Origin of the sequence: Paenirhizobium naphthalenivorans (assembly GCF_007992095.1) — a bacterium.
In the GTDB taxonomy this organism is placed as follows: domain Bacteria; phylum Pseudomonadota; class Alphaproteobacteria; order Rhizobiales; family Rhizobiaceae; genus Allorhizobium; species Allorhizobium naphthalenivorans.
Genome location: NZ_BJZP01000001.1, coordinates 302659 through 328205 on the forward strand (window position 1 = coordinate 302659; position 25547 = coordinate 328205).

General features: G+C 61.0%; 20 protein-coding genes, 1 tRNA gene, 1 pseudogene and 2 riboswitches. Of the genes and pseudogenes, 4 read left to right on the top strand and 18 right to left on the bottom strand.

The window, feature by feature from the left end; genetic code table 11:
• Nucleotides 1-223: 223 nt before the first annotated feature.
• From RNA01_RS01405 to RNA01_RS01435, 7 genes are all read right to left on the bottom strand, one after another.
• Nucleotides 224-1051, bottom strand: coding sequence for an MBL fold metallo-hydrolase (locus RNA01_RS01405; protein ID WP_147178151.1), 828 nt, complete (start codon nt 1049-1051; stop codon nt 224-226).
• 2 nt (nt 1052-1053) lie between these two features.
• Complete coding sequence (locus tag RNA01_RS01410) at nt 1054-1836, bottom strand: TatD family hydrolase (RefSeq protein ID WP_147178152.1); 783 nt, start codon at nt 1834-1836, stop codon at nt 1054-1056.
• 7 nt (nt 1837-1843) lie between these two features.
• Entirely contained in the window at nt 1844-3400 is a 1557-nt protein-coding gene (gene metG / locus RNA01_RS01415; RefSeq protein ID WP_147178153.1) for a methionine--tRNA ligase, read from the bottom strand.
• Nucleotides 3401-3542: 142 nt separating this feature from the next.
• Nucleotides 3543-4568 (bottom strand): DNA polymerase III subunit delta', encoded by a 1026-nt coding sequence (locus RNA01_RS01420; protein WP_147178154.1) that lies wholly within the window; start codon nt 4566-4568, stop codon nt 3543-3545.
• Nucleotides 4565-5260: a dTMP kinase gene (gene tmk / locus RNA01_RS01425; RefSeq protein ID WP_147178155.1), complete on the bottom strand. Its 696-nt coding sequence runs from the start codon at nt 5258-5260 to the stop codon at nt 4565-4567. Before tmk ends, RNA01_RS01420 begins: the two co-directional genes overlap by 4 nt.
• 86 nt (nt 5261-5346) lie before the next feature.
• Entirely contained in the window at nt 5347-6510 is a 1164-nt protein-coding gene (locus RNA01_RS01430; protein WP_147178156.1) for a D-alanyl-D-alanine carboxypeptidase family protein, read from the bottom strand.
• A gap of 65 nt (nt 6511-6575) precedes the next feature.
• Complete coding sequence (locus tag RNA01_RS01435; protein ID WP_147178157.1) at nt 6576-7622, bottom strand: septal ring lytic transglycosylase RlpA family protein; 1047 nt, start codon at nt 7620-7622, stop codon at nt 6576-6578.
• 321 nt (nt 7623-7943) lie between these two features.
• Here RNA01_RS01435 and RNA01_RS01440 point away from each other — a divergent pair.
• Nucleotides 7944-8033 (top strand) — tRNA-Ser (locus RNA01_RS01440).
• Nucleotides 8034-8277: 244 nt separating this feature from the next.
• On the opposite strand, the gene RNA01_RS01445 is transcribed toward RNA01_RS01440, so the two are convergent.
• Nucleotides 8278-11391, bottom strand: a complete 3114-nt coding sequence (locus RNA01_RS01445) for a multidrug efflux RND transporter permease subunit (RefSeq protein WP_147178158.1) — start codon at nt 11389-11391, stop codon at nt 8278-8280.
• A gap of 10 nt (nt 11392-11401) precedes the next feature.
• Nucleotides 11402-12517, bottom strand: a complete 1116-nt coding sequence (locus RNA01_RS01450) for an efflux RND transporter periplasmic adaptor subunit (protein WP_235916343.1) — start codon at nt 12515-12517, stop codon at nt 11402-11404.
• A gap of 213 nt (nt 12518-12730) precedes the next feature.
• Here RNA01_RS01450 and RNA01_RS01455 point away from each other — a divergent pair, with 213 nt between their 5' ends.
• The 3 genes from RNA01_RS01455 to RNA01_RS01465 all read left to right on the top strand — a co-directional run bounded on the left by RNA01_RS01455 (nt 12731) and on the right by RNA01_RS01465 (nt 15229).
• Nucleotides 12731-13420, top strand: a complete 690-nt coding sequence (locus RNA01_RS01455) for a response regulator (protein WP_147178160.1) — start codon at nt 12731-12733, stop codon at nt 13418-13420.
• The gene (locus tag RNA01_RS01460; RefSeq protein WP_147178161.1) at nt 13417-14481 is read left to right on the top strand and encodes an ATP-binding protein; all 1065 of its coding nucleotides are present in this window, start codon (nt 13417-13419) and stop codon (nt 14479-14481) included. The genes RNA01_RS01455 and RNA01_RS01460 overlap by 4 nt, the downstream gene beginning before the upstream one ends.
• 226 nt (nt 14482-14707) lie before the next feature.
• Complete coding sequence (locus RNA01_RS01465) at nt 14708-15229, top strand: N-acetyltransferase (protein WP_147178162.1); 522 nt, start codon at nt 14708-14710, stop codon at nt 15227-15229.
• 155 nt (nt 15230-15384) lie between these two features.
• Here RNA01_RS01465 and RNA01_RS01470 read toward each other — a convergent pair.
• The 9 genes and pseudogenes from RNA01_RS01470 to RNA01_RS01510 form a co-directional block, all read right to left on the bottom strand.
• A pseudogene (locus RNA01_RS01470) lies at nt 15385-15549 on the bottom strand (integrase); the annotation flags it as partial.
• A 148-nt stretch (nt 15550-15697) separates the two neighbouring features.
• Entirely contained in the window at nt 15698-16687 is a 990-nt protein-coding gene (gene nrdF / locus RNA01_RS01475; protein ID WP_147178163.1) for a class 1b ribonucleoside-diphosphate reductase subunit beta, read from the bottom strand.
• Between the two features lie 18 nt (nt 16688-16705).
• Nucleotides 16706-18859 carry a class 1b ribonucleoside-diphosphate reductase subunit alpha gene (gene nrdE, locus RNA01_RS01480; RefSeq protein ID WP_147178164.1) on the bottom strand — a complete coding sequence of 718 codons (2154 nt, stop codon included), beginning with the start codon at nt 18857-18859 and terminating at the stop codon, nt 16706-16708.
• Nucleotides 18847-19245 (bottom strand): class Ib ribonucleoside-diphosphate reductase assembly flavoprotein NrdI, encoded by a 399-nt coding sequence (nrdI, locus tag RNA01_RS01485; RefSeq protein ID WP_147178165.1) that lies wholly within the window; start codon nt 19243-19245, stop codon nt 18847-18849. The genes nrdE and nrdI overlap by 13 nt, the downstream gene beginning before the upstream one ends.
• 13 nt (nt 19246-19258) lie before the next feature.
• Nucleotides 19259-19480 carry a glutaredoxin-like protein NrdH gene (nrdH, locus tag RNA01_RS01490; protein ID WP_147178166.1) on the bottom strand — a complete coding sequence of 74 codons (222 nt, stop codon included), beginning with the start codon at nt 19478-19480 and terminating at the stop codon, nt 19259-19261.
• A gap of 244 nt (nt 19481-19724) precedes the next feature.
• Nucleotides 19725-19941, bottom strand: a riboswitch (cobalamin riboswitch).
• Nucleotides 19942-19967: 26 nt separating this feature from the next.
• Nucleotides 19968-20789 (bottom strand): acyl-CoA thioesterase, encoded by an 822-nt coding sequence (locus RNA01_RS01495; RefSeq protein ID WP_235916346.1) that lies wholly within the window; start codon nt 20787-20789, stop codon nt 19968-19970.
• Nucleotides 20786-23137, bottom strand: coding sequence for a 5-methyltetrahydropteroyltriglutamate--homocysteine S-methyltransferase (gene metE, locus RNA01_RS01500; RefSeq protein WP_147178167.1), 2352 nt, complete (start codon nt 23135-23137; stop codon nt 20786-20788). The genes RNA01_RS01495 and metE overlap by 4 nt, the downstream gene beginning before the upstream one ends.
• A 106-nt stretch (nt 23138-23243) precedes the next feature.
• Nucleotides 23244-23455, bottom strand: a riboswitch (cobalamin riboswitch).
• A 277-nt stretch (nt 23456-23732) separates the two neighbouring features.
• Entirely contained in the window at nt 23733-24452 is a 720-nt protein-coding gene (locus RNA01_RS01505; protein ID WP_147178168.1) for a hypothetical protein, read from the bottom strand.
• A 27-nt stretch (nt 24453-24479) separates the two neighbouring features.
• Nucleotides 24480-25472 carry a DUF2806 domain-containing protein gene (locus RNA01_RS01510; RefSeq protein WP_147178169.1) on the bottom strand — a complete coding sequence of 331 codons (993 nt, stop codon included), beginning with the start codon at nt 25470-25472 and terminating at the stop codon, nt 24480-24482.
• Nucleotides 25473-25547: the final 75 nt, after the last annotated feature.

A 25547-nucleotide genomic window follows, 5' to 3' on the forward strand; every position in this document is an offset into this window, starting at 1 on the left:
TCGCATGGCCAAATGACAGCCACACATCAAGATCGCATAAGATAGATTATGGAACTAATCACTATGCCGGTACCGAGCTGAAAGGCCCATTCAGGCCGATACAGACAGCTCTTTTAGCCAGCTGTCGCAGTTGTCCGAGACGCTTGGCGCTTGTGTTTTGCACCGGACAGAACTCCGAAAAACCAATTTTTTCAATTCTTTGTGCAATCTTCCTGATCTGCGATCACAATTGGCTCTCGGCTATGTCGGCCTCGAAGACGAGCTGGTCATAGGCTGGTTCCACATGCGGCGGCGTTTCGCCCATGACGGTCTCGTAATCCAGCGGAATATGCATGTGCGTGAGATAGGCCTGGCGCGGCTTCAACTGCTCGATCCAGTCAAGCGCCTGTTCCAGCGACAGATGGCTTGGGTGGTGCCGGTATTGCAATGCGTCGATGACCAGCACATCGAGACCTGACAGCTTGGCCACGGTCTCCCGCGGAAAATCACTGACGTCGCAGCAATAGGCCACATCGCCGATCCTGAGGCCGAGCGAGGCAATGTCGCCGTGTCGCTGGACGAGCGGTTGGAAGCGAATGGTACCGCCCTTGCCGGTGATCTCCACCGGGCTGGACAGGTCCTCGATAACGATCGGCTGTACGATCGGCGGGTAATTGCTGCCGGCCGGCGTCTCGAGACAATAGCCAAAACCCTGGCGGATACGCGCCATGGTTTCCGCCTCGGCATAGATCGGAATACGGTTCTTCTGCATGACGAAATAGCCGCGCAGGTCATCGATACCGTGCAGATGGTCGGCGTGGGCATGGGTATAGATCGCCGCATCGACATGCTGGACCTTGGCCGTGATCATCTGCTCGCGAAAGTCCGGTCCGGTGTCGACGATCACCGTCGTCATACCACCGTCCGGGGCGATCTGCTGCACCATGAAGGACGCGCGGGTGCGCCGGTTGCGCGGATTGTTCGGATCACAGGCGCCCCAATCGCCGTTGATACGCGGCACACCCGGCGACGACGCACATCCGAGGATGGTGAAGCGGCGGCGGTAGATCATGCTCAAAGCCTCGGCATCTTGGAAAAGATGCGGAATGCGTTTTCGGTGGTGATCCGTGCCATCTCGTCAAAGCTGACGCCCATGGTCTCGGCCAGGACCTCGGCGGTGTTGACCACATAGGACGGCTCGTTGCGCTTGCCGCGCCAGCGCTTCGGCGCCAGATACGGAGCGTCGGTCTCGACGAGTAGCCTGTCGAGCGGCAGGCCCTTGGCGATGTCGCGCAGTTCGGTCGACTTGGGGAAGGTCAGGATGCCGGAGAAGGACACATAGCCCCCGAGCTCGATGCCGGTCCTGGCCAGCGCTTCACCGGACGAAAAGCAGTGCAGGATGAAAGGGAAGGCCCCCTTCCCTGTTTCCTCAGTCAGGATCGCCGCCATATCCTCGTCAGCGCTGCGGCTATGGATGACCAGCGGCAACTGAGTGCGGCGCGAGGCTTCGATCTGGCGCAGAAAACCAATCTTTTGGTCCTCCGGCTTCTGCGTGTCGTAGAAATAGTCGAGCCCGCATTCGCCGATCGCGACGATTTTGTCGTGGCTTTCGGCCAGACGGACGAAATCGTCAGCCGTGACGTCCAGCTCCTCGTCGGCATTGTTCGGATGCGTTCCGACCGAACAAAAAACGCTCGGATAGCGTTCCGTCAACGCCAGCAGCGTGTCGAGCCTTTTGACCCGGGTCGAGATCGTCACCATCTGGCCGACGCCGGCCTCATGGGCTCGGGTGACCAGTTCGTCGCGTTCCGCGTCGAAATCGGCGAAGTCGAGGTGGCAATGGCTATCGATCAACATTGGTGAATCAAGCCTTCGTATCCGTTTCCGGGGCGACGTAACGCGGGAAGACCGGCGCGGGGGCCTGGAGTTCCGTGCCGGGCGTCAGGCGGCCGGCCTCGCCGAGATAAGCGAAGTTGCGCTTTTCCTCCGGCACGGCCACGAGATCGAGCAGCTTTTCGGCCGAGGCCGGCATGATCGGCTGGAACAGGATGGCGATCTGGCGCACCACTTCGGCGGTGACATAGAGCACGGTCTCCATGCGCGGCACGTCCGTCTTGCGCAGCACCCAGGGCTCCTGCGCGGCGAAATAGCGGTCGGCCTCGTTGACCGTGCCGATGATGGTGGCGACGGCCTTGTGGATCGCCTGCTGGGCCATCTCCTCGCGGCAGGTGGCAAGCATGGCGTCAGCGATCGAGAGCATCGCCGTGTCGGCCTCGGTCAGCGGACCCGGCGCCGGGATCTTGCCGTCGCAGTTCTTGGCGATCATCGACAGCGAGCGGCTGGCGAGATTGCCGATGCCGTTGGCCAGATCGGCGTTGATACGGGTAGCGATCGCCTCGGCGCTATAGCTTCCGTCATGGCCGAACGAGACTTCGCGCAGGAAGAAATAGCGCACCTGGTCGAGGCCGAAATGGTTGACCAGATCGACCGGGTCGACGACGTTGCCAAGCGACTTCGACATCTTCTCGCCCTTGTTGAGCAGGAAGCCGTGGGCATAGACGCGCTTGGGCAGCGGCAGGCCCGCCGACATAAGGAAGGCTGGCCAGTAAACCGCGTGGAAGCGGATGATGTCCTTGCCGATGATGTGGGCGTCGCAGGGCCAATATTTCGCCCGCGGGCCGTTTACGTCTTCGACATAGCCGGTCGCGGTGATGTAATTGGTCAGAGCGTCGACCCAGACATACATCACATGCTTAGGATCATCCGGCACCTTGATGCCCCAGTCGAAGGTGGTGCGCGAAATCGACAGGTCCTTGAGTCCGGACTTGACGAAGGAGATCACCTCGTTGCGGCGCTCGTTCGGACCAATGAAATCGGGCTGGTCCTCATAGAGCTTGAGCAGCTTGTCCCCATAGGCCGACAGGCGGAAGAAATAGCTCTCTTCCTCGACCCATTCGACCGGCGTGCCCTGGGGCCCGTAGCGGATGCCGTCGGGGCGCACTTCGGTCTCTTCTTCCTGGTAGTAGGCCTCGTCGCGAACCGAATACCAGCCGGAGTAGCTATCCTTGTAGATGTCGCCGTTCGCCGCCATCCGGCGCCAGACTTCCTGCACGGTCTGGTGATGGCGCGGTTCGGTGGTGCGGATGAAATCGTCGTTCGACGCGTTCAACATTTGCCCCATGGCGCGGAATTCGTCGGAATTGCGCTTGGCGAGATCCTCGACGGCGACCCCTTCGGCCCGAGCCGTCTGCTGCATCTTCTGGCCATGCTCGTCGGTCCCGGTAAGGAAGAAGACGTCCTTCCCGTCGAGCCGCTGGAACCGCGCCATGGCGTCGGTGGCGATCAGCTCGTAGGCATGGCCGATATGCGGCTTGCCGTTCGGATAAGCGATGGCAGTGGTGATGAAGTAGGTGTCTTTCATGTCGGTCTTGTGATCCGCGTCGATTACGTCTGTGGGAGTATTGCCGGTTCTTAGAGCATTCTTGCGCCATTAGAAACAGCAGTTTTATCGAAGCCCTGCCCTGCACGGCCGTGATGGCGGCGCGGTAGCCTCGTCACCAGCCCTAGGCGGTGACGGCGGCGAGAATGTCGAGGATGGTCTGCTTGCGCTCGAGATTATAGGCGCTGGCGATGCCCAGTTGTTCGGTCACCGACGAGGAAAGCCGGGCATAGTGCTCGGCGCGGGCAAGTTCACCGGAAAGTGCGGCGGTGCGGGCCTGCTCCATCAGGAACTCGCCGAGGTGCTCGGTGAAGAAACCAAAGGTCACGTCACTGTCCTTGGCGCTCAGGGCCTCGGCCAGCTTGTACATTGTCTTGCGCGCCGCTGGCCCCTGCTCCCCCAGCAGCTTGCGGAAGGCCTCGATGATGTCGGCGCCGCCGTAGTTGGCGAGTTTGAGCGCCTGCGCCACACTGCCCTTGGAAAGCGAAAGCACCGTCCCGGCCTGGTCCTCGGGGATCGCCAGACCGAGCTGGCCGAGCGCCTTTCGCATCGCCGCCTCCGACAATGCGGAGAGTTTCAGCGGCAGACAGCGCGAGCGGATGGTCGGCAGCAACTTGCCAGGCGCATGCGACAGAACCAGAAACATCGCCCTCTTCGGCGGCTCCTCGAGGATCTTCAGGATCGCATTGGCCGCGTTGCGGTTCAGGTCGTCGGCAGGATCGATGATGACGATGCGCCAGCTTCCGGTGCCCGACGTCTGCGAGAAGAAATGTCCGGCTCGCCTGACCTCGTCGACGGTAATCGCGCTGCGTACCTTGCCGGTTTTCTCATCGACCGGCCGGCTGAGATAAAGGAGATTGTGGCTGGCGCCGGAAGCAATCTGCCGGCTGACGATCGAGCCTGCCTCCGGATCGGCGATCCGCTCCGGAGCCGTCGCCGGGTCGGGATGGCTCAGCACATGATTGGCGAAGCGGAAGGCAAGCGTGGCCTTACCGATTCCCTCTGGCCCTTCTATCAGAATGGCGTGGTGTCCCTTGCCTGAACGATAGGTGCGGGCCAGAAACTCTTCCGCCGCCTCATGGCCGAAGAGCCGCGTATTGACAGCCGGCGCGATCGCCCCGTCCAGAACCCCGTGACGCTCCTCGCTCATTCGGCGTCAACCGTTTCCGGCCGGTTCACCGACCTGAGGCGGGCAAGCAGCGGCCGCACTTGCTCTGCAACGCTCTCGGCGATCTCGCCAACGGTGCGATTGGCGTCGATCACGCGACAACGCTCCGGCTGGGCGGCGGCGATGTCGAGAAAGGCCTGTCGGCGTTTTTCATGGGTGTCGACTTCCTCACGCTCGAAGCGGTCCGGCACCGCGTCCGCACTTTCGTCGGCCGCCAGCCGGCCGCGCGCCCGCTCCAGCCCGGCCGCGGCCGGAAGGTCGAGCACCAGCGTCAGGTCCGGCACGACCCCGTTCACGGCGATGCGCTCCAGCGCATCGATGAATGTGGCCTCAAGATTGCCGGTGACACCTTGATAAACACGCGAGGAATCCATGAAGCGGTCACACAGTACGACGAAGCCCTTGGCCAGCGCCGGACGAATCACCGTCTCGACATGGTCGTTACGCGCAGCGGCGAACAGCAGCGCCTCCATGCGGATGCCGTAAGGTTCGGCCGCGCCGGACAGCAGCACGTGACGCAGCGCCTCCGCACCGGGCGAACCGCCTGGCTCCCGCGTCGTGATGACGTCTATGCCCTTGCGGCGCAAGTGATCGGCGAGGCGGCGAATCTGGGTCGACTTGCCGGCCCCCTCGCCCCCCTCGAAACTCACGAATAATCCGGCACCCGTCGACAATCTTCTCGCCCTGCTGTTGCGGCCGCCACGACCGTTTCGCCCTGTTTAGCGCATTCCACAGGCGCGCGAAACCGCCTTGCGCGGTCCTACAACCAGAAGAACAGCAGTTCGAAAAGCGCGTCGCCGGCCTTTTGCCGTAGCGTGCCCTCCCCGACCGTGGTGGCACTCTTCAGCCCGACCTCGCGCAACAGCCGTGCGCCTTGCGAAATCCTCAGCACACCGACGTCCGAACCGGCGGGCACGGGCGCGCGCAGCGGCCAGTGATAGACGATCCGTGCCTGCAACCGTTCCGGATCGTTGGTCGCCACGTAGACGTCCACCGGCCCGGCGGCAATGAGGTCAACCTTGCTGCTGTCACCGCCATAAACGCTTGCCGCACCGATCGTGGCACCGGCGGGAAAAAGCGGACGCATGGCGAAGGCGGAAAAGCCCCAGTCCAATAGCCGGCTGGCTTCCTCCGCGCGCTCCTTGTTGTTCGTCATGCCACCGATCGCCAGGAACAAGCGGCGTCCGTCACGCTCAGCGGATGCGACCAGCGCATAGCCGCTTTCCTCGGCAAAGCCGGTGGCTAGTCCATCCACACCGGCGCTGTGTCCAAGCAGCGGGTTGCGGTTGCGCTGGAAAATCTTGTTCCATTCGAAGTCCGGCAGGCTGAACAGGCGATAGAGTTCGGGATAGGTCTGCTGAAGGTGCCGCGCCAAAAGGATCATGTCAGATAACGTCGTGCTGTTGTCCGGATTGGGCAAGCCAGTCGAATTGGCGAAGTGACTGGCCCGAAGACCGATGGCCTTGGCCCGCTCGTTCATCCGTACAGCGAATTTCTCCTCGCTGCCCTCCATGCCTTCGGCCAGGATGATGCAGGCATCGTTCGCCATCTGCACCGCAATGCCCTTCAGCAGGTCCTCGACGCGCACCTCCGATTTCAGCGCCGCGAACATCGTGGCGGTGCGTGATGGAGCGCCGCCGGTGCGCCAGGCATGCTCGGAGACCCGGTAGCTGGTATCCAGCCCGATTTCGCCGCGCCGTATGGCGTCGAAGACAACCTCGAGCGTCATCAGCTTGGCCAGTGACGCTGGCGGAATCGCAGTGTTCTCCTTCTTGGAAAGCAGCACGGTGCCGGTCGAGGCCTCGATCAGCAGGGCCTGCTCAGCCTTGGTATCGAACAGCGGGTCCGGCGCCTTCTGCGCATGGGCGGGGGTAGAAAGGACGAAGGCGACGAACAGGAAAGCTAGGGCAAGACTATATCGCATGGTCCACTTCTGTTCATCGCCCCTTGGGCCGTGCCGCAAATGCGGGACTATGCTTGCCCTGTTTTCTAGCGCTGCGGCGAGAGCTTGATGGCGCCGCGCGCGACCGAAGCCAGAATCGACGCCTCCGTCAGATCCTCATTGCGCACCATAATCGCGTCGATGGCAAGCGCGGAGGGCGCAGGCTCCGCTTCCGCAGCAAAGGCCGAAGCCGCACTGCCGGACGGCACGGTCAGATAGTGGCCGTCGAGTGGACGCTGGCCAGGCATGGGGCCAAAGTCCGGCAGGAGGACGAACTGGTCGAAAGCCGCGACAGCGGTAGCCGACGGCGTCGTCGCAGGATAGGGCGCGGACGGCGTCGGCCCGGCGAGGCTGGTCATCGTCGACGCGGTGTAGGCAGGCGCCATCGGCATCACAGAATTGTCGGCCGAGGCGACCATGACGCCGCTGGCGATCTGCCCCTGCGGGTTTATGCCCGGCGAGCGGTCGCCCTTCTTGACGTAGGACGCCATGAGATAGGGCATGTCATGTCCGTCCATTCGCGCCGGCCCGACATATTGCACACGAACCTTGCCGGTACCGCTGTGCTGAAGGTCCAGCAGGTCGGCGGTCTTGTTCGACAGATCGATGAGGCGACCGGGATGGAACGGACCACGGTCGTTGACGCGAACCACCACCGAACTGCCGTTCTCCAGATTGGTGACGCGGGCGTAGCTCGGCAGCGGCAGGGTCGGATGCGCCGCTGACAGATGAAACTGATCGTAGAGCTCACCATTGGCGGTCTGGCGGCCATGGAAAGCCGATCCGTACCACGAGGCTATCCCCGTCTGATCATAGGCGGGATTGTCCTTCGGGACATAGACCTTGCCCTTGACGGTGTAGGGCTTGCCGACCATGTAGCGCCCGCCCCCCTTGGGAACCGGGCCGCTGGTGATCAGGCGCGGGCTTGCCTTCACGCCATATTCGGATTCGGCGAAATACTCCTTCGAGCGCTTCTGCTTTCCGTTGCCCTTGTCACCGGTCGTCGCACAGGACGCAAGGCTGACACAGGCAACCGTCAATGCGAGCCATTGGGCCCCGCTGATCAAAGCTCTGCCTGCGAACCTGAATTCCATATGCCCTACTTGCCAATGATTCGGTCGCGGCCCCCTGCCACTACCACCTGCCTCCAAGCAAGTCGCCGACCGTCCTGATACGGTGCAGTAAATCGGCCACAACATGGCAGAAATGCGAACAGTTGGCTCCATCTATTCGGTCAACCTTGCGGCATGGTTAATGCATTGCCAATAAATTTCAGCCCATGCTGAAAGCACATGCTGGTCTCAGCCTTGCCAGTCAGGCCGCCGGGCTGTCGCCTATTTCTGGGGCACAGGCATGTTCAGTTCCTGCAAATGGTCTTGCAAAGCACAGCAGCATTGCGCATAAGGCGGTGGTCCGGAGGAGTGTCCGAGCGGTTTAAGGAACCGGTCTTGAAAACCGGCGTGCGGGAGACCGTACCGTGGGTTCGAATCCCACCTCCTCCGCCATTTAATCGTCAAACATATTGATTTAAATAAGTTAATCCGAGTGTGACGCAAGGCGACCCACAAAAACACCCACATTGTTTTTTTGCTTCGCGTTGGCGGGTTGCTCTTGCGCATGCAGCGCATCCCGCGTGGATTCGGTAACGACCATAATGGGGCCGCCAGCGGCCAGTCCGCTCCTGTCGCGTGGACGACGGAAGCGGTCTTGCCAAGGGAGCAAATTACCGGTCTTAGAATAGAGCCTTGGCTAGATGTCATTGGATAGCGCCTGCAGCCGGTCCCGGCGGCGCCCGAAACGCGTGACGACGACGTAGAAAACCGGGACGAAGAACACCGCCAGAACCGTGCCGGAGATCATTCCGCCGAACAGGCCGGTTCCGATGGCATTCTGGGTTTCCGAGCTTGGGCCTGACGCGATCACCAGCGGCACGACACCCAGCGTAAAGGCGAGAGATGTCATGACGATGGGGCGAAGGCGCAGACGCGCGGCTTCAACGACGGCTTCGGCGAGACCCTGACCATCCCTTTGGCGTTTGCGGGCAAACTCCACGATCAACACCGCATTCTTCGCGGAAAGGCCGATCAGGGTGATCAGGCCGACCTTGAAGAACACATCGTTTTCCAGGCCGCGCAGATGGACCGTGATCACGGCCCCGATCACGCCGAGCGGCACAACGAGCATGACGGAGAGCGGCACCGTCCAGCTTTCGTAGAGTGCCGCCAGCACCAGGAAAACGATCAGGAACGAGAAGGCCATCAACATCGGGGCCTGAGCTCCGGATTGCCGCTCCTGGAGAGATTGCCCCGTCCATTCGACAGCAAACCCCTTGGGAAGGGTGAGCGCCAGTTGCTCGATCTCGTCCATGGCGTGGCCACTTGAAACACCCTGTGCCGCAGAACCGGAAATGCTGATCGACGGGTATCCATTGTAGCGTGTGACCTGCAGCGGGATGGTCGCCCATTCAGGTGTCACGATCTCCGAAAGGTGTACCATCTTGCCGGTGTCGCTTCGCACATGCAGGTTGAGAATGTCATCCACCTGCATGCGGCTTGCCGGCTCTGCCTGGACGATGACCTGCTGTAACCGGCCGTCGCGCGGGAAGTCGTTGACATAGGTCGAGCCCACGGCGCCGCCCAGCGTATCGCTGATCATGGAATAGGCGATCCCGAGGGCGCTGGCCTTCTGGCGGTCGACCTCGAGCGTGACGCTCGGACCGCTGGGAAGCCCGTCGACACGGACGTCGCTGAGCCGCTTGCTCTGCGATGCGAGCTGCGTGAGTTGGGCGGCGGCGGCGGCAAGCGCCTTCTCTCCATGGTTGGCCCGATCCTGGAGCCTCAGCGAAAAGCCGGATGTCGTGCCCAGTTCCTCGATCGCCGGCGGCTTCAGGCTGAAGACCTCACCTTCGTTCGCAGCGGCCATAGCTTCTGCCGCGGCATTCAACTCCTCGTCCACGCTTGTCGAACGCTGGTCCCAATCCTTTAGGGTCGTAAACGACATGGCCGTATTGGGGCCGGAACCTGAGAAGCCGAAGCCCATGATCGTCAGGTTGTTGACGATATCCGATCGCGTCTGCACATGCTTCTCGAAGAGATCGACCACATCGCGCGTGCGTTCCGCCGTTGCCTCTGCCGGCAGCGTGAAGGACGTCATGAACGAGCCCTGGTCTTCCTCCGGCACGAATGTGGTCGCCAGCGTGGTATATCCATAGGCCACCGCGCCGAGGATCGTCAGATAGACGAACATCACTCTGCCGGTCTTGTGCACAAGTCGGGCAATCCAGCTCGTGTAACGCTGCGTCAAGCGGTCGAAACCACGGTTGAACCAACCGAAGAAGCCCTTTCGCTGATGGTGACCGCTGTCGACAGGCTTCAGCAGGCTGGCGCACAGGGCGGGCGTGAGGCTGAGCGCCAGGAATGCGGAAAAGAGGATCGAGACGGCCATCGATACCGTGAACTGACGGTAGATCGCCCCAACAGAGCCGGAGGCAAACCCCATCGGAAGAAAGACAGCGGTCAGCACAAGGGTGATCCCGATGACCGCGCCTGTGATTTCGCTCATGGCCTTGCGCGTCGCCGCACGGGGCGAAAGACCCTCGGTCGCCATCAGCCGCTCGACGTTTTCGACCACCACGATGGCGTCATCGACGATGATGCCGATCGCGAGAACCATGCCGAACATCGTCAGGACATTGATCGAATAGCCGAGCGCCAGCATCACGGCAAAGGTGCCAAGAAGCGCAATCGGGGCGACGATGGCGGGAATCAGCGTGTAGCGAATATTCTGCAGGAACAGCAGCATGATCAGGAATACGAGCACCATGGCCTCGCCGAGCGTCTGCGCCACTTTCTGGATCGAGGTCTTCACGAAGGGCGCAGTGTCATAGGAGATCGCATAGTCGATCCCTGCAGGCATGGTGAGGGCAAGCTCTGCGAGCCGCGCCCGCACGCCGCTCGACGTGCTGACCGCGTTGGCGCCCGGCGTCACTTGAATGGCCGCTGCGGTTGCCGGCTTGCCGCCGTCGAGAATGGCAAAGCTGGACGACTGCGATCCCACCTCGATCCTGGCGATCTCGCCCAGGGGCAACCGCGAGCCGTCGGGATTCGATCGGAGAATGACGGCCGCGAATTCCTCCGGTGTCTGCAACTGGCCCCTGACGTTGAGCGGCACGCTGACTTTCTGCCCGGGAACCGTCGGGGCATCCCCCAAACGCCCCGGCGCCACCTGGATGTTCTGCGACTGGATCGCCTGCATCACCTCCGCCATGGAAATGGAGTGGGCGAGCAGGCGCGTTGGGTCTAGCCAGATCCGCATGGCCGCTTCCGAGCCGAACGACTGGACGCGACCGACGCCGGCCACACGCTTGAGTTCCGGAGCGATGTTGCGCACGAGATAATCATCGAGCGCAAGCGCGTCGAGCGAACCGTCCTTGGACTTGAGGGAGACGATCATCAGGAAGCCGGAAGAGGCTGACTCCACGGTTAGCCCGGCCCGACGAACCTGCTCAGGCAAACGTGGCTCAACCGCCTTCAGCCGGTTCTGAATATCCACCTGCGCCAGCTCCGGATCGGTGCCCGGCTTGAACGTCACGGTGATGGTAGCGGATCCGGATGAGTCCGCGGCGGAATCGAAATAGAGCACGTCCTTCGCGCCGGAAATCTCCCGCTCAATCAGACTGGTGACACTGTCGCTGATCACCTGCGGCGTTGCGCCTGTGTAGGTGGCGTAGATGGAGACGCTCGGCGGGGCAATGACGGGAAACCGAGAAACGGGAAGCTGCGGGATGGCGATCAGCCCCGCAATGACGATCATGATGGCAATGACCCAGGCAAAGACCGGCCTGTCGATAAAGAACTGCGGCATCATCCTCTCCTTAGCTCTGCTCTTGGGAGGAGAGTTGCGCCGGCGACGTCTCCAGCGGCTGCCCGCTCTCGACCCGCTCCTGCCCTAGCACGACGATGGTTTCGCCGGCGGCGAGACCGCTCTTGACCAGGTATTTTCGGTCGACAAGTGGTCCCAGTTCGATCGACCGTTTCATGCCGGTCTTGTCCGCACCGACAATGGTAAGCTCCGGCCTTCCGGCCGGGTCGCGCGTGACCGCCTCCTGCGGTACCAGAAGAGCCGCTGCGTAGACTTCGCGCGGAACCATGGCGCGGATGAACATGCCGGGAAGGAGTTGCTCTTCGGGATTGGGGACCAGGATACGGATCCCAAGGCTGCCCGTGGCGCTGTCGACCGAGATGTCGGAGAACAGGACCCGTCCGGCATGACCGTAAGGCTTGCCCGTTATGGTTTTGATCCTGACCGGCAATTCTTCAGTATCGCCCCTCCCCGCACCGGAGGCGGTTTCACGCAGGCTTTCCAGGCTCATGGACGACTGACGGACATCCACATAGACCTGATCGATCTGCTGAACCACGGCGAGAGGCGAGCTCGTCGAAGAGGACGCAAGTCCACCCTCCGTCATGAAGGATTGCCCGATGGTACCGCTGATCGGACTGCGGATGGTTGCGTTGGCGAGTTCCAGTTTTCTCCGCGCCAGATTGGCCTTGGCCTCCTCGACATTCGCCTTGGCCTGGGCCAGTGCCGCCGTCGCATTGTTGAAGGCTTCGTCGCTGGTGATCTTCTGCGCCAACAACAGTTCCGCGCGCTCGAACTTTACCTTGGCATTCAGGAGTTCGGCTTCAGCGCGCGCTAGTACGGCCGCAGCCGCATCGGCATCGGCCGCAAGGGGTGCCGGATCGATCTGGAAGAGCGCGGTATCTGCGTCGATGAAGGCCCCCTCCTCGAAGAGTTTCTTCTGGATGATGCCGCTCACCTGTGCCCGGATCTCCGCCGTGCGGAAAGCCGAAACCCGCCCCGGCAGCTCATCGTAGACCGTGACCACTTGCGGCCGGACGGTCATGACGCTGACGCGGGCGGCCTGTACCTCGGCTGATGCATCCGTCGCGATGTCGGGCTGATCGCTGCATGCGAATAGAAGTAACATCGGCAGGCACAACAGGTAGAATATCCAAAAACGCGCTAGGCCTCGCATCGGCGTTCACCATCCATCTTGCTGAGGAAGAAACTGATGGTGTCCCTCTAAGAGCGTTGCGTTGGGGCTTTGTGGAGGTTCTGTTGCGATCGTGTGGAGGCGAAGCGAGCCCACTCGACGCTAAGGCGGTTCGGTGGCATTGAAGTCGCAAGGAGCGCGATGACCATGGCAGAGCTTGTCTTGATCGCCGAAGACGATCCCGAGATCGCCGGCATTCTTGAGGCCTATTTCACCCGGGAAGGGTTTCGCACGGTGCATGCCCGGGATGGTCAAGTCGCCCTTGATCTGCACCGCTCGTTGAAGCCCGACATCGTTCTGGCGGATATCACCATGCCGCGGCTCAATGGCTGGGAGCTTCTCGCCGAGATTCAAAGGCGCGGCCGCACCCCCGTCATCATGATCACGGCCCTGGATGAAGACATTGACCGCTTGCAGGGGCTGCGGATCGGCGCGGACGACTACATCGTCAAGCCGTTCAACCCGATCGAGGTGGTCGCACGCGCAAGAGCCGTGCTGAGGCGCGCGGGCCTGAGCCAGACAGGCGCGACGATCCGCGCGGGAAACCTGACGATCGATCTCGACGGTTATCAGGCGACGATTGAAAAGGACGGCTCGACGGTCAGTCTTGCCCTGACTTTGACCGAGTTCCGGCTGCTGGCGCATCTCGCCAGAACACCCACCAAGGCCTTCTCGCGAAGCGAACTCGTGGACGCATGTCTGCCCGGTTCCGATGCGCTGGACCGGACCATCGACAGCCATCTGAGCAAGCTGCGCAAGAAGCTCGAACAGGCGGGGAGCGAAGGCATGCTGACCAGCATCAGAGGTGTCGGCTACCGTCTGGCGGTCGATCGATGATACCCGTGAAGGGGCTCAGCCGACAAATTCTGTTTGCGATGGCGTCCGTCACTGTGGCCGCCGGATTGCTGGTCTTTTTCGGGACCTACCTCGCATTCAGCATCCTGTTCTATTTCTCCCCCTGGTCCGAAGACACCGACAACTGGTTGACGGGCTTTGATTTCATCATCCTGGCCGTCCTTATCTTCATCGCGCTGATCGTTGCAGCCATCGCGTCGGTCAGACTTGCGCGGCGGATTCTTCAGCCTCTGGAATCCCTGGCCGGGAGCGCAAGACGGATCAAGGACGGCGACCTTTCGGCCCGCGCCGTTCCCGGCGACCATTCTCTGGGCGAGACGGCCCTTCTTGTCGAAGACTTCAATGCCATGGCCCAGCGTCTGCAGGACATGGCGTCCGACATGACGCTCTGGAATGCCACGATCGCCCACGAATTGCGCACACCCCTCACCATCCTGAAGGGCCGCCTTCAGGGCATGATCGACGGCGTGTTCGAACCCGACGAAAAGTCCCTTTACGCCTTAGTGCTGCAAGTGGACTCACTTGCCCGGCTCGTTGAAGACCTGCGAACGGTCACCTTGGCCGATAGCGGTCACCTCGACCTGCGTCTTCAGCCCATCCGGCTCAAGGATGAGATCGAGCGGCTCGCAGGGGTGCTGGAACAGGAGTTGAAGCAGGACGGCTTTGAACTTCGGCTGCAACTGACCGATGTTCTGGTTGCCGTGGACGCGATGCGGATCAGGCAGATGCTTCTCGCGCTCGTCACCAATGCCCGTCGCTATGCCGTGCGTGGCGTCGTCGAGATCAGCCTGCAGGTGGAGAATGACAGGGTGATCTTGCGGATCGCCGACGAGGGGCCGGGGCTCGCCCCCGACATCGCTTCCTCGGCTTTCGAACCCTTCCGAAGGGGTGGGCAATCCGGCTCTCTGGAGAAAGGCGGAAATGGCCTCGGCCTGTCCGTGGTTCGCGCCATCGTGGAGGCGCATGGCGGCAAGGTCCGCTACGCCCCTTCCGACAAAGGCGGCGCCACGTTCGAGATTTCACTTGGAAGGCCGGTCTCCTGATGCACAGCGTGCTAGCGCCGGAGCCGTAGATCAGGCTTTGCGGCTGCGGCAGGCGCCGCCGGCTCCACACATTCTCCACACGCCCTCCACAAAGGCGCAAACTTGGCTTGCTAGGTGTCAATCGATGCCATGCGGGGTCAAGAGTTGCTTGGTGGTGATGCAGAATTGCGCTGCCCATATCTAATGAGTGACACCCGTCCGCGCCTCGAACAGTCCGAGAGAAGTCATGACCAGTCAAAGTGTTAGCCTCACTGTCGCCGATCCAAACGATCTTTCTGCCTTTAAGAAGGAGCTTCAGGAGGCCTTTGCTCTTGCCGTCGTTGAAGAATACGGCGAGCTACAGAATGGCCCCATCCCTTCCGACGAAGATCTCGACAAATCGATCAACGCTCCGGGAGCTGTAGCGCTGCGCATTCTCCGAGACGGTAAGAAGGTCGGTGGCGCCGTGGTGACCATCAACCAGGAAACCCTTCAAAACACCCTCGACCTCTTCTTCCTGAAAGTCGGCGAGCACGGACACGGGCTGGGTTACGAGGCCTGGCGTGCGATCGAAGCGCGCTATCCGCAGACCGTCACCTGGCAGACGCATACGCCGTATTTCGAAAAGAGGAACATCCACTTCTACGTCAACAAATGCGGCTTCAAGATCATCGCGTTCCACCACACGCGTCACCCCGACCCGCACCATCCCGGTTCCGATGATACCATCGGCGACGAGGGATTTCTGTTCGAGAAGGTGATGCGATAGTGGGCGCTAGTTTTTTGCCCCAGTCTCGTGCTCACAAAAGTCGGCTTCGAGAGGTCGGGCAATAGCGAGAATGGCCGAAATGGAGGCGCGACAGCAATCTGGCCACAGCAGCTGTCGACCAGAGTACGGCTCCGCCGAGACGGAACCGCACAAGGCTAGATCTCGGTGTGCTCCGCCAATTCAAGGGCATCCTCGATATCCACACCGAGGTGTCGGACCGTGTTTTCGATCTTGCTGTGACCGAGCAGGATCTGTATCGCGCGAAGATTGCCCATCGCCTTGTAGATCATCGCCGCCTTGGTCCGTCGCAGTGAATGGGTTTATTGACGCTAACCGTTCGGTCGCCGTTCCATGCCTTGCGTCCCGGTGCAGCAGGCTCATGTTGTGCGGTATACATTTGTGCTCTCCATTGGCCGTAGAGAGAACGCACCCAAGTGGAGCGTTCACGTCCACTCCCGATACGTCCCCTCAAAAATCCCAGTCCTCGTCTTCGGTTGCGACCGCCTTGCCAATGACATATGAGGACCCGGAGCCGGAGAAGAAGTCGTGGTTCTCGTCGGCATTGGGCGAGAGTGCCGAGAGGATCGCCGGGTTGACCTTGCAGGCTTCCGGCGGGAACAGCGCCTCGTAGCCGAGATTCATCAGCGCCTTGTTGCCGTTGTAATGCAGGAATTTCTTGACGTCCTCGGTCAACCCTACGCCGTCGTAGAGATCTTCGGTATACTTGGCCTCATTGTCGTAGAGTTCGAGCATCAGGTCGAAGGCGAAATCCTTGATCTCCTGGCGCCGCGCTTGCGATTCACGGTCGAGCGCGCGCTGGAACTTGTAGCCGATGTAATAGCCATGGACCGCCTCGTCACGGATGATAAGACGAATGAGGTCGGCGGTATTGGTCAGCTTCGCCCGGCTCGACCAGTACATCGGCAGATAGAAGCCCGAATAGAACAGGAAGCTTTCGAGGAAGACGGACGCGACCTTCTTCTTCAGGGGATCGGCACCGTCATATTGCTCCATGATCAGGGCGGATTTCCGCTGCAGGAATTCGTTCTCCTCCGACCAGCGATAGGCATCATCGACATCGGGCGTCAGGCACAGGGTCGAAAAGATCGAGGAATAGGAGCGCGCATGCACCGCCTCCATGAAGGAGATGTTGGAGAGCACCGCCTCTTCATGCGAGGTCTGCACGTCCGCCATCAGCCTGATGGCACCGACGCCGTTCTGGATCGTGTCGAGCAACGTCAGCCCGGTGAAGACGCGGATGGTCAGGGTCTGTTCCTGGGATTTCAGCGTGCCCCAAGAGGGAATGTCGTTCGACAGCGGCACCTTTTCCGGCAGCCAGAAATTTGAGGTGAGCCGGTTCCAGACCTCAAGATCCTTGTCGTCCTCGATGCGGTTCCAGTTGACGGCGCGGACGGCATTGGCGGCGCGAACGGGCTTGGATTTCAGTTGAATATTCATGGGATTCAATCCTTGCGGTCACAGCGCGCAGGAAACGCAGCCCTGCACTTCCGTGCCGGTCAGCGCCATCTGGCGGAGGCGGATGTAGTAGATGGTCTTGATGCCCTTCTTCCAGGCGTAGATCTGCGCCCGGTTGATGTCGCGGGTGGTCGCGGTATCCCGGAAGAACAGCGTCAGCGACAGGCCCTGGTCGACATGCTGGGTGGCTGCCGCATAGGTGTCGATGATCTTTTCCGGCCCGATCTCATAGGCATCCTGATAATATTCGACACTGTCGTTGGTCAGATAGGCGGCCGGGTAGTAGACACGCCCGATCTTGCCCTCCTTGCGGATCTCGATCTTCGAGACGATCGGATGGATCGAGGAGGTCGAGTGGTTGATGTAGGAGATCGACCCGGTCGGCGGCACGGCCTGGAGGTTCTGATTGTAGAGACCGCCCGTCATGACGGCCGTCTTCAGCTCGGCCCAGTCCTGCTGTGTCGGGATATGAATGCCGGCCTTGTCGAAGAGTTCGGCGACTCTTTCCGTCGCCGGCTGCCATTCGCGCTCCGTGTATTTGTCGAAATACGCACCCGAGGCGTATTTCGAGTTCTCGAAGCCCTTGAAGCTCCGCCCCTTTTCGACGGCCAGTCGGTTCGATGCCTTCAGCGCATGGTAGGTGACCGTGTAGAAGTAGAGATTGGTGAAATCGATCCCTTCATCCGAACCGTAGAAGATTCGCTCGCGGGCGAGATAGCCATGCAGGTTCATCTGGCCAAGCCCGATTGCATGGCTGTCGGCGTTACCTTTGGCCACTGAAGGCACGGAGGCGATGTTGCTCATTTCCGAGACGGCGGTGAGCGCGCGGATCGATGTCTCGATCGTCTTGCCGAAATCAGCACTGTCCATAGCAGACGCAATGTTCAGCGAACCGAGATTGCAGGAGATGTCCTTGCCCATTTGCGCATAGGACAGATCCTCGTTGAACTGGCTTGCCTCGCTCACCTGCAGGATTTCCGAGCAGAGATTGCTCATCGAGATGCGCCCGGCGATCGGGTTCTCCCGGTTCACCGTGTCCTCGAACATGATGTAGGGATAGCCGCTTTCGAACTGGATTTCGGCGATCACCTGGAAGAAGTCGCGCGCCTTGATCTTCTTCTTGCGGATCCGGGAGTCTTCGACCATCTCGCGATACTTCTCCGTCACCGAGATCTCGGTGAAGGCCACGCCATAGACCCGCTCCACGTCATGCGGCGAAAACAGGTACATGTCCTCGTTGTTCTTCGCGAGCTCGAAGGTGATGTCGGGAATGATGACACCGAGCGACAGCGTCTTGATGCGGATCTTCTCGTCGGCATTTTCGCGCTTTGTATCCAGGAAACGCATGATGTCGGGGTGGTGGGCGTGGAGATAGACGGCACCCGCACCCTGACGTGCGCCAAGCTGGTTGGCATAGGAGAACGAATCCTCGAGCAGCTTCATGACCGGAATGACTCCGGAGGACTGGTTCTCGATCTGTTTGATCGGCGCGCCCATTTCTCTGATGTTGGTGAGCGACAGTGCCACGCCCCCTCCCCGCTTCGAAAGCTGCAGGGCCGAATTGATCGAGCGCCCGATGCTCTCCATATTGTCCTCAACCCGGAGCAGGAAGCAGGACACCAGTTCCCCGCGCTGCTTCTTGCCCGCATTGAGGAAGGTCGGCGTCGCCGGCTGAAATCTTCCGGAGATGATCTCATCGACGAGATCGCGGGCAAGCTGCTCATTGCCGCGCGCCAGCGTCAGCGCCACCATGCAGACCCGGTCCTCGTAGCGCTCCAGATAGCGCTTTCCGTCGAAAGTCTTCAGCGTATAGGACGTGTAGTATTTGAATGCACCGAGGAAGGTCGGGAAACGGAATTTCCGGGCATAGGCCTCGTCGAAGAGGTCGCGGACGAAGTTGAAGGCATACTGGTCGAGCACTTCGCGCTCATAATAGCCCTCGGTCACCAGATAATCGAGCTTCTCCCGGAGGTTGTGGAAGAAGACGGTATTCTGGTTCACATGCTGGAGGAAATATTGTCGAGCCGCCAGGCGGTCCTTGTCGAACTGGATCTTCCCCTCATCGTCATAGAGGTTCAGCATGGCGTTGAGCGCGTGATAATCGAGCGTGGCCTCGGTAGGCGCGCTCGTCTTCGTGTGGGTCAGCGTGTCCAAAATCGTTCCAGTCCCTGTCTGACGTTGTCGACATCCTCAGCCGTTCCGAGAAGTTCGAAACGATAGAGGAACGGCACCCCGCACTTCGCCGAGACGATGTCTCCGGCGATGGCATAGGCCATGCCAAAATTGGTGTTTCCTGCCGCGATGACACCGCGGATCAGGCTTCGATTGCGAGGATTGTTGAGAAAGCGAATCACCGGCTTCGGCACCGCTCCCTTCTCCGATCCGCCGCCATAGGTCGGCGTGATCAGCACGAAGGGAGCCTCCGCCTCCGGCGGCTCCTCACTCGCATCCACCGGCAGCCTCAGCCCGCCAAGATCGAGTTTCTCGACGAAACGCCGCGTGTTTTCCGACCGGCTGGAGAAATAGACGAGGCCGCCCATGGGTGCCGACCCGTCAGGCGAGCGCGCTGATCATGTCCGGACGAAAACCGGCCCAATGCTGCTCGCCGGCGATGACGACAGGCACCTGGCGGTAGCCCAGTTCCTGCACGAGGGCGAAGGCTCGAGCGTCCTGCGAGACGTCGATGACGGAGTATTCGATACCCTGGCGGTCGAGGGCGCGGGTGGTGGCGGTGCATTGAACGCAGGCGGGCTTGGAATAGACGGTGATGGACATGGTTTCCTCGTGAAATCTGGGCGCAGAAAGGCGTTGCCGGGCTGGATTCAGTCCGGAGCAAAATCGGAATTTGGGCAGTACGAAGCGAATGACCGCAGTCGAAACGACTACGGATCAGCGATGATCTGGAATGACATGTTCATGGCCTTCACCCCGAAGCAGACGATTTGACGGGGCAACAAGGACGGCGCGCGACCGGGTACATCCAGACGCGGAAAACCGTAACCTGCCGGACGCCCCGCCGGCGGATGTTTCGATCAAGGCAGGTCTCCTGGCTTACGGGTCATCACGCCTGCTCCGCCTTCCCGGGAAAACCCAGTGGCATGATGGAGCAGGCACTCGCCGTTCACAGTTGCGGGGGCAGCCTCGGCTTCGCGGACCTCATGTCCGGTACCGAATTCCCGTCTTAGCCCCAGGATTCGCGAAACGAATCGAAGGGAACCTCGAACACTAGATATAGTAGACGAGCTTCCCTTCGCGTCAACGACTATGATTGTCCGCTGTCGAATTCATCGGGGAAAACCGGGGCCGGCCGGTGTGAGCCATCCACCGCGACCATGACGAACAGGCCTTTGGCGGTCTGGCTTCGCTCTCCGCTCAAAAGATGTTCCGACCATAGTTCCACTTCCACCTTCATCGAGGACCGCCCCGTCGACGCCACACGCGCCACGGCTTCGACGATCGCGCCGACCCGGATCGGATGATGGAAATCGAGACGCTCCGAACATACGAGAACAGCCAGCCGCCGCGAGCGGCGCGATGCGGCGACGAAGGCGGCCTTAGTCATGAAGGCGATCGCATCGCCGCCGAACATCGTGCCGGAACTGTTGGCCTGGTCGGCAAAGACGACGTCCGCCATCCTGACCTTGTCCGGGGGCGGCGCTGCGTGAGAGGTCGCCAGCGGCGGCAGGGACCATTCGGTCCCCAGCACCGGGTCGGGCGCGGCGACCATGTGGAAGGCGCCGCGCGTGCAGCTGTGCCGTTCCCCCGCAACGATGCTTTCGGCCACCATCTCCACCTCGACCGTGAGTGACCGCCTGCCCGCACGGACAGGCTTGGCGATGAACGAGACGATGTCACCGACATGGGCCGGTTTCTTGAACTCCACCCGCTCGCAGGACGCGGTGACGAAGGGGACCCTGCCGTGTCGGGTCGCCGCCACGAAGGCGACGCGATCCATGGCCGACAGGCCTGCGCCGCCGAACAGCGTGCCGTGGTGATTGGTGGCGCCGGGAAAGACGATGTCGGTCAAGGTCGTGGGAGCCGGCCCTGCGGCCGGCTCCCCTTCGCCCATGATATGGGGCTTCATGCGCTGATCCTCCAGCCGTCGGTTTGTGCGAGGCGCTGGCGCAGCAGGCGCGCGGCGGCGACCATGTTGGCCACTGCCGGCTTGACCTCCGCCCAGGCTCGCGTCTTCAGGCCGCAATCCGGATTGACCCAGAGCTGCGACAGATCGATGCGTTCCGCCGCGGCTCGCAGGAGGTCCACCATCTCGTCCACCTCCGGCACACGCGGGGAATGGATGTCATAGACGCCGGGTCCGATCTCGTTGGGGTAATGGGTGTCGCCGAAGGCATTCAGCAATTCCATCTTCGAGCGCGACGTCTCGATGGAGATGATGTCCGCGTCGAGGGCAACGATGGCCGGCATGATGTCGTTGAATTCGGAATAGCACATGTGCGTGTGGATCTGGGTGCTGTCCGAGACGACGGAGGCGGACAGCCGGAAGCTTTCGGTCGCCCAGGCGAGATAGGCCGCCCAGTCGGCGCGCCGTAGCGGCAAACCCTCCCGCAGGGCAGGCTCATCGATCTGGATGATGCCGATCCCCGCCTTTTCAAGGTCGGCCACCTCATCGCGAATGGCAAGCGCGATCTGCCGGCAGACCTCATCCCGCGGAATGTCGTCGCGAACGAAAGACCATTGCAGCATGGTGACCGGACCGGTGAGCATGCCCTTCATCGGCTTCGACGTTTTCGACTGGGCGAAGACGGCCCAATCCACCGTCATCGGCCGCGGGCGCGATACGTCGCCGAAGATGATCGGCGGGCGCACGCACCGCGACCCGTAGCTCTGCACCCAGCCATTGCGGGTGAAGGCAAAGCCGCTCATCTGTTCGGCGAAATACTGCACCATGTCGTTGCGTTCGAACTCGCCATGCACGAGCACGTCGAGACCGATATCCTCCTGCCAACGGATCGCCGCCTCGGTCTCGCGCTCCAGGAAGGCGCGGTAGTCGAGGTAGGAGAGTTCCCCGCGCTGGTGTGCGGCGCGCGCGGCCCGAACCTCGGCGGTCTGCGGAAACGAACCGATCGTCGTGGTCGGCAGCGGTGGCAGGGCCAGATGGTCGGCCTGAAGCGGGCGGCGGACCGCAAAGGCGCTCCGGCGCTTCGCCATCTCGGGCGTCAGTTCGGCCAGGCGCCCCCCGACGAGCGGATCATGCACCTTGCGCGATCCGCGCCGCACGGCCGCGGCCCGGACGGAGGCGGCAATCTTGGTCTCGACGGCCTCGCGGTTGCCGCCGAGCGCCGCCTTCAGCACGGCCAGTTCCTCCAGCTTCTCGGTTGCGAAGCTGAGAGAGGTTCTGAGCTCCAGGTCGAGCGCCACTTCATCGGCAAGGTCATAGGGAAGGTGCAGCAGGCTGCAGGACGGCGCCAGTTGCAGCTGGCCGCCGGCACGGTCCTTGAGCCGCGGGCCGAGCTCGCGGAGAATGGCGTCCAGATCGGCGCGCCAGACATTGCGCCCGTCGAGAAGGCCGAGCGAGAGGGTCATGTGCGCGGGCGCCTGCGTCACGAGCTGTTTCAGCTCGGCGGCGGCACGAATGCCATCGACATGCAGACCCTCGACCGGCAAGGCCAGTGCGGTCGCAAGATTGTCACCGTAAGCTCCGTAATAGCTTGCGACCATGATCCGAAGGTCCGGGACAGCCTCGGCGAAGGCCGTAAACGCGCGCGTCAGGCAATCGCGTTCCCTGTCGGTCAGGTCGAGGGCAAGGCAGGGCTCATCGATCTGCACCCAATCCGCGCCCGCCCCCCTCAGTTCGGCAAGGATCCGGCGATAGACCGGAAGGAGCCGATCGAGCAGGTCGAGCGGATCCGATCCGTCCCGCGCCTTGCCGAGCTTCAGGAACGTGACGGGGCCAAGAATCACCGGGCGTGTGTGGATGCCGGTCGCTTTCGCTTCGAGAAAGGCGTCGAGCGGCCTGTTCTCTGTCAGCGAGAACTGCTGGCCGGCGTCGAATTCCGGGACCAGATAATGATAGTTGGTGTCAAACCATTTGGTCATCTCGAGGGCGGCGCGACCGACGCCCTGGTGGTTGGCGCAGCCGCAATCGGCCTTGTCGCTCCCCCGCTCGCCGCGCGCCAGCGAAAAATAGGTGTGAAGCGAGACCGGCCCTTGCGTCCAGCCATAACCGTCCGCAATGGCGCCGACCATGACCGCATGGTCGAGCACATGGTCGTACAGTGAAAAATCGTTCGACGGGATCACGTCGATCCCGTGCTCCTGCTGCAGTCTCCAGTGCCGTTGCCGCAGATCGCGCGCCACCTGCAGAAGGGTCGCCTCGTCGCTCCTGCCTGCCCAATAGGCTTCGAGCGCAAACTTCAGTTCGCGTTTCCTGCCTATCCTGGGAAAGCCGAGATTTGCCGTCTTGATGCTCATTTCCTTGTACCCCGAAGGTTATGGGCAAGGCATGGGCACGACGCATCTGCGAGACGCACACGGGTGTGCCGATCGCAAAAAGCGGCACACCGGGACACCCCGCCCGTGGACGTTATCTATCGCGGCAGGTCTCCTGGCTTGCGGGTCATCGCCGGCGTCCGTCTTCCCGAGGCGTCTTCCTCAGTGACATAAGTGAACGACAGCTCTCCGCCTACAGTTGCGGGGGCAGCTTCGGCATGGATGCTCTGGGCATCGGCACCGTATTCCCTCTTAGCTCCGGGTCGCAAAACCCGCAGAACCACGATGCGGACACCATGCCCGTCGCGGGCATTCTCGTCAATCACATAAAGAGATCTTTATGTCATTTAGTCATAGATCAAGTCAGCGCATCAGGCGCCGATATCGCGTCTGCATTTGGTCGCGCACGACGGACGCTCAAACGACCGACTTGCGGGCGCAAAGCGGAAATGATTTCCGCAACGGGGCGGGAGCCGGAGCTCTGTGCCAAGCGCAGTTGACGACCAGTCCCGCCTGCTAGCTGCCAATCATTCACTTCCCGCTCCTGCCACGCGGCCAGCTGAACCCGGTATTCAAGTTACACAGGCAGGGTGATGAAGACACGATCAGGGGCTTCCAAACCGAGCAACTTTTTTTCTCGTTCCTTAGCCCGTTCGTTCAAGGCGGCTTTCCGCACCCGCCGGAATACAGGGGCATAGTGCGCCCACAGGGTCTTAGCTTTTGGTTCTGCTGGTACCCGGGCGTCCAGACTGGTCTTTGCGATAATCAGGTACCGCCAGAATTCCTCAGGAGTTGCCCACATGTCTGCAACCCATTTCTCCACCCATTGAGCTGCCTGATGGGACAATTGCGCGGTTTTGGCTGCATCGCCAGATACGCCGACGTTATTCACGAACCGTTGAATTACTTCAGTCATTTCGTTGCTTTGAGATGAGTAACCGGCGATTGCGGCTGCGTAGGCATGGTCCAAGCTGTCTGCGCTTGCTGCCAGATCGAAAACCAAATCACGTATAAATCGAGCAGCGCCGAAGCGTTCGGCTGCCAACACCTCTCTCGCCAAGACCGCATCGTTTGCCGCGCCGAAAAGGCGTTCTCGCCAGAGGCTCACAATGGGTTCAGAGCGCGCAGCCCCCCAAATAGCCGCATGCTCTAGCGTCAGATCATCTCCCAAGGCCTGCATAATAAAACCCTGCGAGGCCAAAGCTCGCCGCAAGATCGAAGCGGCTTTGTCCGGCTCGTCTGGGGATATGAGCTTTGCTATGGCGAAGGCCAAATTTTTCAGCCAGCCGCACTGCATTTTATGGTGCTGCTGCGGCGCTAGAGCCTAAGTGGTTTCTTCCCAACTAATGCCTGACGCGTTCATCGCCTCAATGACTATCTCGATATATCCCTGATCTGCTGGAGTTTTGATCAGCGAAACCAACTCGCGACCCAATGGCGAGAGGCCGACACCGCTCCCGAGGGAAAACGAGCCTTCATCGTTAAGGTCTTTGCTGCTTGCCAGAACAGAGAAGCTGCGAGTGCCGATCTGAAAAGAGAATTTTCCCGGACCTGATTTCCAGTAATAGAAACCATGCGCCCAACCATCTTCTATGAAAACACCCAGAGAGCCGAATAGCCGCTGTTCCAACGGCTGAACGTACATCGCTACTCTCGCATTCAGGGGATGCTCACTGCCAAACTTCGATCCGCTCACGGGCAGCGAAAAGCGATTCAAGACACCCCAGTTTGGTGCACCTTGGTCACTCATCGCGATGGTCAAAGACGCAATCCGTTCCAGCGCCTTAGCTTCCTCGCGCGATAGCAGTGACAAGAACTCTAACGAGCGCGCGCTAACGTTTGATCGTCGGGTTGCACGTCGCGATAGGACCATTCCAAAGAACCGTTGTATATCTTCGTCAGTAACCTTCTCCGCGATACTCCAGAAGCGGCTGATCCAAGCGAAGTCAGGTGGCGGAATAGCAGGGTCAACAGGTGCGGTATCTATCTCTGCATGTTCAATTGCCGCTATCGCGACATCTTCGCGATTGGCCTGATGCATAACGTTTTCGACGGTAAGCCTAAGGTCAGCCCTTTCGGCAATCGACAGTTCCGCCCCTTTTACTCGATACCCTTTTGCGTTGAAGGCATCGTCCCAACTGTGAAATATTTTCTGGAGAGCATTATTGTCGCGGCGGCGTTGTCCTGGCGTGAGCAGTTTGCCCACCCCTTGAGTTATCGGTCCAATCAGCGCCGAGACTACTTTTCCAGCGCCGAGGAAGTCGCCGATCGCAGTGTGACTTGACTGCTCAATGTTGGTCGAATCGTCTTCCGTCATTTTCACCTCCGCCTTTGAGGCGAAGATAGGTAAGATTTATGATGCCCGCCAGAGTGATGGTAGCAACTACGCGGG

Bases quoted from the DNA above. Each gene is read 5' to 3' on its own strand.
- nrdH (WP_147178166.1), bottom strand. From the start codon at position 19,480: ATGTCCATCACCGTCTATTCCAAGCCCGCCTGCGTTCAATGCACCGCC.
- RNA01_RS01405 (WP_147178151.1), bottom strand. From the start codon at position 1,051: ATGATCTACCGCCGCCGCTTCACCATCCTCGGATGTGCGTCGTCGCCG.
- nrdF (WP_147178163.1), bottom strand. From the start codon at position 16,687: ATGAATATTCAACTGAAATCCAAGCCCGTTCGCGCCGCCAATGCCGTC.
- metE (WP_147178167.1), bottom strand. From the start codon at position 23,137: ATGAGCATCAAGACGGCAAATCTCGGCTTTCCCAGGATAGGCAGGAAA.
- metG (WP_147178153.1), bottom strand. From the start codon at position 3,400: ATGAAAGACACCTACTTCATCACCACTGCCATCGCTTATCCGAACGGC.
- RNA01_RS01450 (WP_235916343.1), bottom strand. From the start codon at position 12,517: ATGTTACTTCTATTCGCATGCAGCGATCAGCCCGACATCGCGACGGAT.
- RNA01_RS01495 (WP_235916346.1), bottom strand. From the start codon at position 20,789: ATGAAGCCCCATATCATGGGCGAAGGGGAGCCGGCCGCAGGGCCGGCT.
- RNA01_RS01430 (WP_147178156.1), bottom strand. From the start codon at position 6,510: ATGCGATATAGTCTTGCCCTAGCTTTCCTGTTCGTCGCCTTCGTCCTT.
- RNA01_RS01420 (WP_147178154.1), bottom strand. From the start codon at position 4,568: ATGAGCGAGGAGCGTCACGGGGTTCTGGACGGGGCGATCGCGCCGGCT.
- RNA01_RS01510 (WP_147178169.1), bottom strand. From the start codon at position 25,472: ATGACGGAAGACGATTCGACCAACATTGAGCAGTCAAGTCACACTGCG.
- RNA01_RS01435 (WP_147178157.1), bottom strand. From the start codon at position 7,622: ATGGAATTCAGGTTCGCAGGCAGAGCTTTGATCAGCGGGGCCCAATGG.
- RNA01_RS01445 (WP_147178158.1), bottom strand. From the start codon at position 11,391: ATGCCGCAGTTCTTTATCGACAGGCCGGTCTTTGCCTGGGTCATTGCC.
- RNA01_RS01455 (WP_147178160.1), top strand. From the start codon at position 12,731: ATGGCAGAGCTTGTCTTGATCGCCGAAGACGATCCCGAGATCGCCGGC.
- RNA01_RS01465 (WP_147178162.1), top strand. From the start codon at position 14,708: ATGACCAGTCAAAGTGTTAGCCTCACTGTCGCCGATCCAAACGATCTT.
- RNA01_RS01505 (WP_147178168.1), bottom strand. From the start codon at position 24,452: ATGCAGTGCGGCTGGCTGAAAAATTTGGCCTTCGCCATAGCAAAGCTC.
- RNA01_RS01460 (WP_147178161.1), top strand. From the start codon at position 13,417: ATGATACCCGTGAAGGGGCTCAGCCGACAAATTCTGTTTGCGATGGCG.
- RNA01_RS01410 (WP_147178152.1), bottom strand. From the start codon at position 1,836: ATGTTGATCGATAGCCATTGCCACCTCGACTTCGCCGATTTCGACGCG.
- nrdI (WP_147178165.1), bottom strand. From the start codon at position 19,245: ATGGGCGGCCTCGTCTATTTCTCCAGCCGGTCGGAAAACACGCGGCGT.